Origin of the sequence: Metabacillus crassostreae (assembly GCF_016908395.1) — a bacterium.
GTDB lineage: Bacteria > Bacillota > Bacilli > Bacillales > Bacillaceae > Metabacillus > Metabacillus crassostreae.
In genome coordinates this window covers 104,689-116,843 of record NZ_JAFBDU010000006.1, presented here as the reverse complement: position 1 = coordinate 116,843, position 12,155 = coordinate 104,689, and the positions used below count along the sequence as shown (strand labels likewise).

Here is a 12,155-nt window from a genome sequence, read left to right as displayed (position 1 = left end):
AGTCTCCGGAATTATTGCTATTTTATTAGAATGAGATATTAATAACAAAAAAAGACCCCAAAAAGGGATCTTTATAGTAGCTGCTTAAGCAGCATTATACTTATTTTTGAACGTTAGCAGCTTGTGGTCCACGAGCACCTTGCTCAACTTCAAAAGTAACCGTTTGGCCTTCTTCTAAAGTTTTGAATCCATCACCTTGGATAGCAGAGAAATGTACGAATACATCGTCTTGTCCTTCAACTTCGATAAAACCGAAACCTTTTTCTGAGTTAAACCATTTAACTTTACCTTGTAACATTGTTTTTCCTCCTACGTGGAAAATAATTATCCACATGATATTACTATTCTTGCTAGACAACGATCTTTTAAGAGGTGCTTTAGAAAAGCAAATTCCTACTTTCAGTCTTATCCGAACAAAAATAATTAAGTCAATTGTAACATTATCATTTATTGAAATCAAGAATCATAAATGATAAACATTGAAAATGTTTTCATGTATTTTCATGCACATAAAAACGCTTTTTTTGAAAACAATATGATAATAATTAAACATTACTAGGAGGGTATTATGCATATCCCGTCCTTTAACGAGCTACAAAGATTAAGCGACAAGCTTAACCAAAAAAGCTATGTCCACTGGCTTGAAGATGACTTATTTGCTGTAACTTGGTGGGTATTACTATTAGCTACTGTTATACCTTACTTTATATGGTGGAGATTAGTTGATAAAAATCGCCTGTTAGAAATTACGGTTTTTGGTCTTTTCAGCGCAATTAGCGCTTCTTTCCTTGATTTAATCGGTACCACATTAGGACTTTGGGGATATCCTGATAAGTTAATACCAGTTCTTCCACCCCTATTTCCAGCAGACCTTGTTGTCATTCCTATTTGTTCAATGCTTATCTATCAATACTCAAAGAGTTGGTTTTCTTATATATGGCGTTATGTGATATTATCCTTTATTCTCTCCTATATTATAGAAGTCAGTTTTGAACAGTTTGATATGTACACAAAACTAAAATGGTGGACGCACACCTACTCATTTCTTGGACTATGTTTATACGGAATATCTCTTAGATTATTCATAAATTTTATTCTTAGAAACAGACACAGTTAATTTGTTGGAAGTGATAAATCAGATCTATATCACTTCAAACAAAAGTTCCCGGGGAAGGTTGCTAGCTTCCTCGGCTTTACATATGGTTTCGATCAGTATTTATAGAGTACCTATTCTCACGTACAACCCATCAGTAAACTAGTTCTTATAAAAGGTGAATTTATTTTTTCCAGTACGTTTAGACTGATACAAGGCTTCATCTGCTAATTGAATAATGTCATCTGGTTCAATTGAATAGTCTGGCCATATTGCGCCACCAATACTACATTTTATAACAACTTCATCTTTTTCATTTAAAGAGATTGATTTGTTAATAGACTCTATAATTTGTTGCCCTAATTTTTTTCCTTCTTCTAATGGAGATGATGTTTTTGAGCGGGCGATTATTATAAATTCATCTCCTCCAAGTCTACCAACAAAGTCAGCTTCTTCTGCTATTTGTTGTAAACGATTAGCAACAACTTTAAGTAGCTGATCTCCTGCTTGGTGTCCAAACGTATCGTTCACATCTTTAAAACCATCAAGATCTAAAAATAAAAAGAGATATTTCTCATCTGCTTCACTTTCCAATTTTTTATCAATATATGAGTAAAGAGCAATTCGATTTGGCAGTCCTGTAAGAGAATCTTTATGTGCTAGTCTCTTCATTTGACCTAATTCGGATTTTGTTTCGGTTATTGTTGCAACCATCTCTCTTAAAGATACCGATAACACATGTAAATCTTTTATTCTTTTAAAATGCGGAATATCTACCTTATTCCCTTCTTTTAACTGATTAGCTGCTTTGGAGATTTCATTTAAGGGTGTAGAAATTTTACTAGCGAGAAACCATCCTAATATAGCGAAAATTACCGCTGCTATAATCCCAATTAGTATTGTATAATTTTGCAAATTTTCCACAGAGGTAAAAGCCTGTTCAACAGGAATTCTCACGATGATTGTCCAATCTAATCCTGGATAATTTGAATAACCGTCTCCAATCGAATATCCGGTTAAATATTCCTTCCCATCTGACCATTTTTTAATTTCCCAGCTGTTATTTAGAGCATATTCTCTTTTTAGTATGTTAGGAGCTAGTGTTTTCCCTAACATTTTTTCTGGCCCCAACAATATTGTTTGATCACTTGAACTAACAATAAAAACTTCCATTTGCTTTGAGTTATCTAAGTTTTTTTGATATGGCTTTATAATTGAGTTCTCTATTTCCCTTGACCACTCCCAGCTAAGGTGGGTAGCTAAAACACCTTTAAAGTCACCGTTCTGATTAAAAATAGGGAAGCTTATATCAACAAATTCTAAAGGAACTCCACTTGGGTTGGGTAATAACTCTGCAAGTAAAACTGCTTCATGAACATCACCTATAAAAGGCTGCTTTGTCGCTTCTTTAAAAACAGGTCTTTCTGCTATATTTGCACCTGTTAATATATCATCTGTTGAAACCACAATATTGCCATTAGCATCTGTTAAACCTACCCATGAAAATACGGGAATACTTTCTTGTAACGAATTAATTAAGATTTTTTTATCATTATTATTCTGATCTTCTTTAAATAAATTTAATTGACTTAACATTTCAATCTCACTGTAGCGGGACCACATAAAAAAATCTAGCTTATCAGACATTTGATAAGCAATATTCGAAGTGGAATCTCCAATTTCATCTTTAATTTCATTACTTGACTTCATAGAAAGAACAATAGTTAAAGAAGCAGTTAATAACACAATAAAACACAAAAAAGAAATAGCAAAAAAAGTACGTAAATTAATGCGTGACATTGTACCTACTCCTTATTATCCGGTGAACATGCATATTTTGTCGATTTATAGAACTTACTTTTTTATCATATCGCTTTTCCTAAAAGTTTGCACGACAAAATATTGGATATACAAAATAAAAAAACAGTTGATTTCATCATGAAATCAACTGTTTTAACTTGTTTATCTATGCTCTTTTGAATGGCCACCAATTGGCAGCTCCAAATGTTTTGACCATAACTGGCACAAATAATGGTAATACTATTAACGCATATAATATTAATCCGGTTAATATTATTGACGCAATTTGTATAAGCGATAACATTCCAGAAGGAATCATTGCTGCAAAGGTACCACCTAAAATTACTGCAGCCGAGATGATAACTGTACCCATTTTCTTCATTGATAGTAGCATTGCTTCTCCTACAGACAAATCTTTATATTCATTAAAGCGATCCATCAAGAAAATACTGTAGTCTACACCGAGTGCCACTAAAATAACAAATGCGAAGAATGGAACTGCCCAGCTTATACCTGAATATCCTAAGATATTTACAAATATCACTTCATTAATCCCCATAGCTGTGTAGTAGGTTAAAATTAATGAACCTATCAGGTACAATGGCATAATAATTGAACGGAACAAGAATATTAGAATAATAGATATCCCAACAAGCATTAATACAACTGTACGTGAGTAATCATTATTTGACATTGTATTTAAATCAGCATTCACACTCGTAATACCACCAATTGCAACCTTTGCATTTTCAAGCTTTGTATCTTTTGTCGCACGTTCTATTGCTGAATTAATCTCGTCTATTTGATTAATTGCTTCATTAGAGTACGGATTTGCTTCGAAAATGACATTAAGTGTCATAACTTTACGATCATCAGATAAATAGCCATCCAATGCCTGCGCAAAATCTTCACTTTCTAACACATCTTCTGGCAAATAAAAACCAGCAGAATCTGATGTTTTAGATAAGTCAGCTAAATAGTCCTGTGCTGAACCTAACCCCTCAGATACTTGATTTAATCCATCAACACTATCTGCTAATCCATTTGTTAATTGAGACATTTGACCATCAAGATCACCAAAGCCAGCAAGCAATTGTTTTTGCCCCTCTGTTACACCTGATAGACCATTTGTTAACTGCGGAATACTTCCAACAATTTGACCCTGACCATTTGCTAACTGGTCTAATCCAGCTTGCTGTTGCTCAATTCCAGCTATTAGCTGTCCTAACCCTTCGGAAAATTCCTTCTGCCCTTTGATTAATTCTGTGAATTGAGTATTTGCAAAACCAACGCGTTGTGTAAGTCCACTTAGATTTGAATTTATCTCTTCTAATCCCTTAGCAAAACCAGATAGTTGATTAACTATAACTTCTTGGACTGTACCTTTAATCTTTTCGTAGTTTCCATTTTGAGCAATACCTTCGTATTCATTTTCTAGTGCAGTAAAATCACTACTTAAATTATTTAGAGTTTTTAAAAGTCCAGTTATACCTAATTTAACTTCCTCATATTCCCCATTAAGAAAACCGATCTTTGTCACGGCATCTTCATAGCCAGCAAGTAATTGATTACTTCCTGCTAACATTTCTTCAGCACCAGCTTTCGCTTCTGCTAAACGATTTTTGATTTCTGTTGAGCCTGCAGAGCCTTGACGAATGCCTTGCTCAATTTTCACCAAATTTGTTTGTATTTCACTCATTCCTGAATTAATATCACTTGTGCCGTTGATTAATTCATTAATTCCATTTGTCGCTTCTTTTAACTGTGGACTAGATTTTGATAATTCTGATTCAGCTTCAGCAAGACCATCGCTAATTTGGACAATCCCATCATTACCTTCTCCAAGTCCTTCTTCTAGACTTTCTGCTTGTTTTGATACATAAAAGTCTTCAATTACTTCACCAGTTGGTCTAGTAACAGATCGAACAGAATCTACTAAATCAACCTTTTCCAGCTCTTTACTAATGTCTTCTGCTAATGCTATATACTCAGTTGAATCCATTTCTTCATCATTTTTAATGACGATTTCAGTTGGCATAGATTCACCTGGTCCAAAGCTATCTGATATTGCATTAAAGGCTTTAATTGAATTAACATCTCCACCAATTTCCTCTAAAGAGTTATACGATAACTTTCCATCATATAAAAGAAGAAATGGAGTTGAGATTGCTGCAACAATTAGGAGCGCTATAATTGGTCGTGCTATTGAAAAACGACCTGCCACTTCCCAAATCTTACTATCCTTATGTTCTAATTTACCCTTTGATGGCCAGAATATTTTATGACCTAATACTGCCATAAAGAAAGGAACAACCGTAAATAGGGCAATTAATAAAACAGCTACACCGACTGCTACTGCTGAAGCTGATTGGTATAATTTAAATTGTGAGAAACCAATAGCAGCAAAACCTATTAACACCGCTAATCCACTGAAGAACACAGTTCTACCGGCATTTCTGTATGTTTCAACAATAGCTTCAGTTACACTCTCACGATGTGAAAGTTCTTCTTTAAAGCGGCTTAATAATAAAATACAGTAATCAGTACCAATTCCAAATAACACAGCCACCAAAAATATTTGCGTGAAGTTAGAAATTGGAAAATTCAAAGTATCAACCAATATAGAAACGATTGACTGTGATGCTAAATACGTAATACCCACTGTAATTAATGGAATAATAGGGGCAATTAGTGATCTAAAAACAAGTAACAATACTGCTAGTATAAAGACAACTGTTATGCCTTCAGTTTTCTTTAATCCTTCTTGCGAGCTTGTCATAACATCTTGATCAATCATCCAACCGCTTGTATAGTAATGCTCAACATTAATTTCTTCGATAGTATCATATAAAAGTGCTGATATTTCTTTTGCTTCTCGATCATTTCTATTAATAGAAATTGAAGCTAAAATGGTTTTTCCATCTTCTGAAACAAGCTGTTCTTTTAAGCTTTCCTCATTAAAATGGGTTAATATTTCTGTTACATCAAGCTCTTTATTATCTTCTAATAACCCAATAGCTTTTTCTGCTTCTTTTATTTCTTGATTCGTTAACTTATCGTCATTATGGAAAACGAGTGCAGCCTGTGTTATATCGCCTACACTTTCATCAGCTTGAACTTCAGCTAATATTTCATCAGCTAAAGAGGATGAGTATCCATCTGGTACACTTATTTGCCCTTTATCACGTACTAAGTCAGCCATGTTAGGTGCTATAAAAAACAATCCAACAACAACTGCAATCCAACCAAGGATGACAAACCATTTACCCTTAATAATTGTATTCACTTCTACTCCTCCAATTTACATTCTTTTAAATTGTCTAATAAGGAATTTAACTTTTCATACGTTTCAATAAAAGAAGTAATCTCACTTTCATCAAAACTCGTAATAATTGATTCTACTAATTTACGAATCTTTTCCTCTGTTTTTACATAAAGCTCAGTACCTTTTTCTGTTAAAGTTAAATAAATCACACGCCGATCATTTTCATCGCGAGTTCGTTTTATTAATTCCTTTTCTGTTAAACGATTAATAATAGCTGTAATCGCACTTCGCTTTACATTAAATTCCTCTGAAAGCTCAGTTGAGGTACATGTACCAACATTGTGTATGTACCTTAATGTATAATGCTGGTCATTTGTAATAAATTCTCCAATACTATCTTTAACAAGGTTTTCACCTTTTTTGGTAACCGCAAAGGATACAACAAGATATCGGTTAATCAATTCTTCTATATGTTTATCTAACATGTTAGATACCACCTACCTTATAATACTTAAACACTTTAACTATTAACGTGTTTAACTATAAAACGATATGAACTTCCTGTCAATAAATAATCGTATTCATAAAATTAATTTTTAGAAAGGATATTTTTCAGACCCCAGTCTTCCATGTTTTTGGAAGACTGGGCCAGTTGTGTATTCTTATCCTTGGAGCTTTAGATCTCTTTAGATTTACAGTGATTATGGCCATGGCACCTTGTAACTACATACCAATTAGACCCGTGGATGAAGCAACTTCCTACCGGTGTCTGTGTTTTAATTCGCTATTTTTAGCCTCTATTTTATATCGTTCCTTTGACTTTTCTCTGAAGTAAATGTCTTCCTGAAAGTTCTGATGTTCATCTAATTTTATTGTTACGTTGTAGGTTTCCTTTTAGCACCATCTTTATAACATCCCTCTCTAAATGGGCATATTTAACACTTTTCAATATCTTAATTACAGATTATATAGCAGGCTATTATTTTACGAAAAATAAATAAAATTAACTTTTTATTGAATTAAATTAAATAATAATTTAATATTATTTATATAGAAAGTTGGTGGTGTGGTATGAATAGAGAAGAAGTTCCTGATTGGATTCTTTCATTAGATAAGGAATCAGTTGAATTCATCAGGAAATTTATACTGAATTCTGGTTCACTTAAAGAGGTTGCTAAAATTTATGAGGTTTCTTATCCAACAGTTAGAGCAAAGCTTGATAAGTTGATTGAGAAAGTGGAATTAAACAGTAAGAAGGAAGATGTTGAATTTATCAATATGATTAAAAATCTAGTCATTGATGAAAGGGTAAGCCTTGATGTCGCAAAAGTTATTATTGAAAAGTATAAATCTGAAAAGGATGATAAATAAATGGAACAAGTTTATGGATGGTTAATTGCCATTGTCGTTTTAGTAATTCAATTTTTACTATCAAGAAGAAAAAGAGCTTTATGGGGTGCAATAGTTCCTTTTCTGTATCTGATTTATATGGTCTATTGGATACCTAATAAATATGATGATTTTAGTGTAGTTAAACTGATACTAGTAGCTATTGGTGGACTTGCAATTCTGTGTAGCATTTGGATTAATGGTAGAGAATATTTAAAAAAGAAACGAAATAAAGAATTAGTACAGATTGAGTTGAAGAATCTTTAACGGTTAAAAAATCAATTGTCAGAGTTTAGTATAAAACGAATTACGAGCAGCATTTATTTAATTATATATTGAACGATTATGAGAGTTAACTATGTAGGAGTTGCCGAATCAATACTCAACTATAGGAAGTGTTCAATAAGAATAGTTGCTAACTGGTGCGTTAGTTGAACAAGACAATCTAAAAAAACGCTTGGGTATCACATATATTACCCTAGCGTTTTTGTTTGCTATTAGGACTGTAATTTACAGAGCTAATCATAGACTATTTTTTGGTTATTTTAGGATTTCACCATTTGATCGGAACTACTTATTCAATAGTAGCAGCTTCTGTTTTCAAAGATAAACAATCGGTTATTTAGATTGTTTATCTCTTCCGCATAAATCCTTGTCATTAATTTACCTTTCTTATCTTTTCATTATGTAATTCACTTATTGCCGAAGCTAGATATTCTCTATAGCTGCTAGCTTCTTTATCATCAAAATTTTGTAAAGATGCATGGATTCGCTCAAAGTTATCAATAAGATGTTCTTCCTTCATTCCACGGGATGTTAAAATATTATTTAGCCAAATCGCATAGTCTGTGAAGATCTTTGTTTCTTTTAATGTATAAGATGTATCTAAATGTTTAAAATGATGATAATTATCCACTACACATTTTTCTCTTCCAAGCTTTCCGTACTTTTCCTCAAGCATAGGATAGGCTTTATATATACCTTCCACTACCTCTTCAATTACTTTTACAACATCCACCTGTTTCATTCTGCAACCACTTCAAAACGTTGCACAATCGGCTTTATTGCAGCAAGTTCCTGATCAGGGTAATTCTTTTCTAACTCATGAACCTTTTTGTATGCATCACTTGTCACCCAATTTAAATAGTCTTTTTTAGTATTCCAAATGATTTGAACAGTTAGTTCTCCTTTTTTTCACTTCATTTTGCAATAGTGAAATGATTGAAAGCCCTCATACTGATCTACTAGCTTTGATCTAGTTTGATATATGGTTATAACTTCTTCTACTTTTTCCAAGGGTACATGGAAGGTTGAATGGACGATGTACATGTAATAACTCTCCCCACGCATAATGCTAGAATTTCTAATACATCACTATTATAAAATATCTAAATTATTGTTAAAACCTTTCGGGTACTATTTAAACCAAAAACCTCATCATACTCCTGTTGTAAATAAGAGATACTATCAAGGTAATTCGATAAATTGGAGGTTGATTATGGAAAAAATGCCTATGACATCAATAACGAGTGGAATGGGAATTGAAGTTCTTCCTGATGTATTTTGTTTGTCTGTACAAATTGTAAATATTTGTTTTATCGGTAATCCGAAGGAAACAAATGAATTTGTCTTAATTGATGCTGGAATGCCAGGATCAGCAGACATAATTATTAAAGAGGCAAGAAAAAGATTCGGAGATGATTGTAAAGCAACTAGTATTGTTCTAACACATGGACATTTTGATCATATTGGAGCCATTCATGATTTATTAGAACAGTGGAATGTGCCAGTATATGCTCACCCATTAGAAGCACCATTTTTAACAGGTAAATCTGATTATCCACCTCCAAATCCTGAAGTGGAAGGCTTAGTAGCAAAAATGTCTCCTATGTTTCCAAGGCATAGTATAGATATTAGCTCTCATCTGAAATTACTTAAAGAAGATGGGATCGTCCCAACTTTACCTGACTGGAGATTTATTCATACTCCTGGTCACACACCAGGGCATATCTCACTGTTTAGAGACAGTGATTCTGCACTTGTAGTTGGTGATGCTTTTACAACTGTTGAACAGGAATCCTTATATGATGTACTAACGCAAAAACAGGAAATGCATGGTCCCCCTGCTTATTTCACGACAGATTGGCATGCAGCTTCAGCTTCAGTCAAAAAACTTGCAGCATTGAATCCAACTATTGCTGTATGTGGACATGGACTTCCTATGGCAGATGATGAACTGTTAACAGATCTTAAAAATCTCACTGAAACTTTTGATGAAAAAGAAATTCCTCAAAATCGTAAGTAATAAATGTCTAGGGGTCAGACACCAGTTACTTATTCTGACCCCTTTTAAATTTTTGAAAGTAAGTTCTTTTAAATTCATGTTTCTACTTCTTCAATATTAGCCATACACTGTATAATGACTAATATTTTGGAGGGTAAATATGATCATCATTGGAAATCAACTTCAGAATGAAAATCAATTAACATCATCTTCCCTTTCCTCAGAACAAAATGAAATGATAGCAAAAATGAGTAGGTATAACAACAAATACTCGTTTTTAAATAATGAACATTTCCAATTTGTTTTGCAGCTTCGTTTAGCCATAATAAAATCAGCAAGAAACCTTTATGCAAGTAAAGCAAAATTCACGACATTTGCAAGAGCTCATTGCAATGGGGATTTTTGGCACTTAACTCCTCAAGGCGGCTTTAAACTTAAGTCAGGGGTAAGCCCGTCAATGGCCATTAATGATATTTATGAAAATGGTAGATTATATGGATTTGAATGTGCTACAGCTATGGTTATTATCTTTTATTCAGCTGTATTGCATTCAATCGAAAAAGAACAATTTGATCGATTATATCAAGGTTTGTATTTACGAGACTGGCAATCAGATGAGGATTTACCTATCTATACTAATCGAGGTAATGATTACTTACCTGGTGATTGCTTATATTTTGATAATCCACAATTTAATCCGGATACTCCTCATTGGCAAGGAGAAAACGCAATCGATTTAGGAAATGATTTATTTTTTGGTCATGGCATCGGTATTAAAACCGCAGAAGGAATAATAGAGGCTTTAAATAAAAGAAGAGCTTCTTACGCAACTGAATCTGCTCATTTATTATCTCAAGTAACACGAATTGATGACAAATACCTATATCAATTTTCTCGTGATTATTCACGAAATAACGAGCTAAATTTCATCACCACAAATTCTATAGTTGGAAAAATAGGATGTAACTGCTTAACACTGTGACACGATTCTTACAACTTAAACTAAGTACGAGAAACACAGCTAGTTATTTCATAGCTGTGTTTTCGTTTCTTTTAATGTTTTTTTCTAGCATATAGTTTTTGAAATAAAATAATGATACATGTCATAATGATCGACAATACAGTATAGGCGATAACCCATATAAAAAACGTCTCATTGAAAAAGATTAGCATTAAAAAAGAAAATACGACAAAAATGATAGCTGGTGTTACATAACTTTTTTTTGTAAACATATATCCAAAAATTGAAAGCAGCAAAATCAAAGCCGGAAATATGATAAGAATAAGTAAAAATTCCATACATCACCTCAAAGGAACTGGTTCTAATTATTTTTACTCATTTTACCATAAACAAAGTAAATCAAAAGTAAGAATAATTCAAAATCATTAGTTTAAAGATTTAAGATAAAAATCTCTCACTCGGGGTCCATCAAATTCACAGAAATAAATTCCTTGCCAAACCCCTAACAAAAGTTTGCCATTTGAAACAATGACTGTTTGTGAAGCACCTACCGTACTTGCCTTCATATGTGAAGCAGTGTTACCTTCAGCATGCATATCTTTCACAACATTCCATGGATAGATTTCATCAAATCTTCTTAGCATATCACTTTTAACATCAGGATCTGCATTTTCATTAATGGTTATCCCAGCAGTTGTATGTGGACAATAAACAATTACCGCACCTTCCTGAACATTTTCTTTTGTAACAAACTCTTGTACATGATGTGTTATATCAATCATTTCATCTCGCATATTCGTGTTTATAGAATGCTTTTTTATCATTTAACCAACCACCTCTCCGATTACTTATACCTTATATATTACCGTTATCAGTCACCTTGTAAACATAACAAAATGATTTTAAATCATTTAAAAATGATAAAGTAAAGGTCAGTATTGTATACTCTGTCTAAAGTGTTATTTCAAATACGGCTTAATAATAAATATCAATCTTCTTAGGTTCTATAGCTTGGCAGCTTTATAACGAGTTTTGTGTTGGTTGACTTTCGCTCCAGGATGCTCGCTTTCCGCGGGCGGGCGGTTAGCTTCCTCGGCGCACAGCGCCTGTGGAATCTCACACTGGAAGATTGTTGCTATGTAATCAAAATAGAAGTAGAAACAGTGTATTTTCGCTTATAAAACTACCATCTTATGATGAAAAGATGCATTAGACTTAATACTTGCTGTTTTCTTCGAATATTAAAAGCAACAAAATTTGCGAACAGCCTTAATAAAAAACGATGTTGATATTTTCAAAATCAACACCGTTTTTTATGTGGTTATAAATGATAATTGTGAATTCATAAGGTGTAAGTACACTT

General features: G+C 33.1%; 12 protein-coding genes and 1 pseudogene. 5 read left to right on the top strand and 8 right to left on the bottom strand.

Annotation, left to right across the window (positions count from 1 at the left end; genetic code table 11):
- Positions 1–100: 100 nt before the first annotated feature.
- Complete coding sequence (locus JOC75_RS17100; RefSeq protein ID WP_026558957.1) at positions 101–298, bottom strand: cold-shock protein; 198 nt, start codon at positions 296–298, stop codon at positions 101–103.
- 270 nt (positions 299–568) lie between these two features.
- Between JOC75_RS17100 and JOC75_RS17095 the strand changes: the two genes are divergently transcribed.
- Positions 569–1,117, top strand: coding sequence for a CBO0543 family protein (locus tag JOC75_RS17095; protein WP_239589542.1), 549 nt, complete (start codon positions 569–571; stop codon positions 1,115–1,117).
- Positions 1,118–1,255: 138 nt separating this feature from the next.
- On the opposite strand, the gene JOC75_RS17090 is transcribed toward JOC75_RS17095, so the two are convergent.
- The 4 genes and pseudogenes from JOC75_RS17090 to JOC75_RS17075 form a co-directional block, all read right to left on the bottom strand.
- Positions 1,256–2,893: a diguanylate cyclase domain-containing protein gene (locus JOC75_RS17090; RefSeq protein WP_204955201.1), complete on the bottom strand. Its 1,638-nt coding sequence runs from the start codon at positions 2,891–2,893 to the stop codon at positions 1,256–1,258.
- Positions 2,894–3,059: 166 nt separating this feature from the next.
- A complete protein-coding gene (locus JOC75_RS17085; RefSeq protein ID WP_204955200.1) occupies positions 3,060–6,179 on the bottom strand; it encodes an MMPL family transporter in 3,120 nt (1,039 codons plus the stop codon).
- Positions 6,180–6,181: 2 nt separating this feature from the next.
- On the bottom strand, positions 6,182–6,643 hold the full coding sequence (locus tag JOC75_RS17080) for a MarR family winged helix-turn-helix transcriptional regulator (RefSeq protein ID WP_204955199.1): 462 nt from the start codon (positions 6,641–6,643) through the stop codon (positions 6,182–6,184).
- Positions 6,644–6,820: 177 nt separating this feature from the next.
- Positions 6,821–7,111 (bottom strand): annotated as a pseudogene (locus JOC75_RS17075) (transposase); the annotation flags it as partial.
- 118 nt (positions 7,112–7,229) lie between these two features.
- On the opposite strand from JOC75_RS17075, the gene JOC75_RS17070 reads away from it, so the two are divergent.
- Both JOC75_RS17070 and JOC75_RS17065 read left to right on the top strand, forming a co-directional pair.
- Positions 7,230–7,529 (top strand): DUF2089 family protein, encoded by a 300-nt coding sequence (locus JOC75_RS17070; protein WP_146948239.1) that lies wholly within the window; start codon positions 7,230–7,232, stop codon positions 7,527–7,529.
- A complete protein-coding gene (locus JOC75_RS17065) occupies positions 7,530–7,814 on the top strand; it encodes a hypothetical protein (protein ID WP_146948237.1) in 285 nt (94 codons plus the stop codon).
- Positions 7,815–8,205: 391 nt separating this feature from the next.
- Here the strand turns inward: JOC75_RS17065 and JOC75_RS17060 are convergent, their stop codons facing one another.
- A complete protein-coding gene (locus tag JOC75_RS17060) occupies positions 8,206–8,574 on the bottom strand; it encodes a hypothetical protein (RefSeq protein WP_204955198.1) in 369 nt (122 codons plus the stop codon).
- Between the two features lie 471 nt (positions 8,575–9,045).
- On the opposite strand from JOC75_RS17060, the gene JOC75_RS17055 reads away from it, so the two are divergent.
- Positions 9,046–9,852: an MBL fold metallo-hydrolase gene (locus JOC75_RS17055; protein ID WP_204955197.1), complete on the top strand. Its 807-nt coding sequence runs from the start codon at positions 9,046–9,048 to the stop codon at positions 9,850–9,852.
- Positions 9,853–9,991: 139 nt separating this feature from the next.
- Positions 9,992–10,813, top strand: coding sequence for a protein-glutamine gamma-glutamyltransferase (locus tag JOC75_RS17050; RefSeq protein WP_204955196.1), 822 nt, complete (start codon positions 9,992–9,994; stop codon positions 10,811–10,813).
- 71 nt (positions 10,814–10,884) lie between these two features.
- Here the strand turns inward: JOC75_RS17050 and JOC75_RS24505 are convergent, their stop codons facing one another.
- Both JOC75_RS24505 and JOC75_RS17040 read right to left on the bottom strand, forming a co-directional pair.
- On the bottom strand, positions 10,885–11,130 hold the full coding sequence (locus JOC75_RS24505) for a DUF2651 family protein (protein ID WP_204955195.1): 246 nt from the start codon (positions 11,128–11,130) through the stop codon (positions 10,885–10,887).
- Positions 11,131–11,217: 87 nt separating this feature from the next.
- Positions 11,218–11,616 (bottom strand): secondary thiamine-phosphate synthase enzyme YjbQ, encoded by a 399-nt coding sequence (locus JOC75_RS17040; RefSeq protein ID WP_204955194.1) that lies wholly within the window; start codon positions 11,614–11,616, stop codon positions 11,218–11,220.
- Between the last annotated feature and the right edge of the window lie 539 nt (positions 11,617–12,155).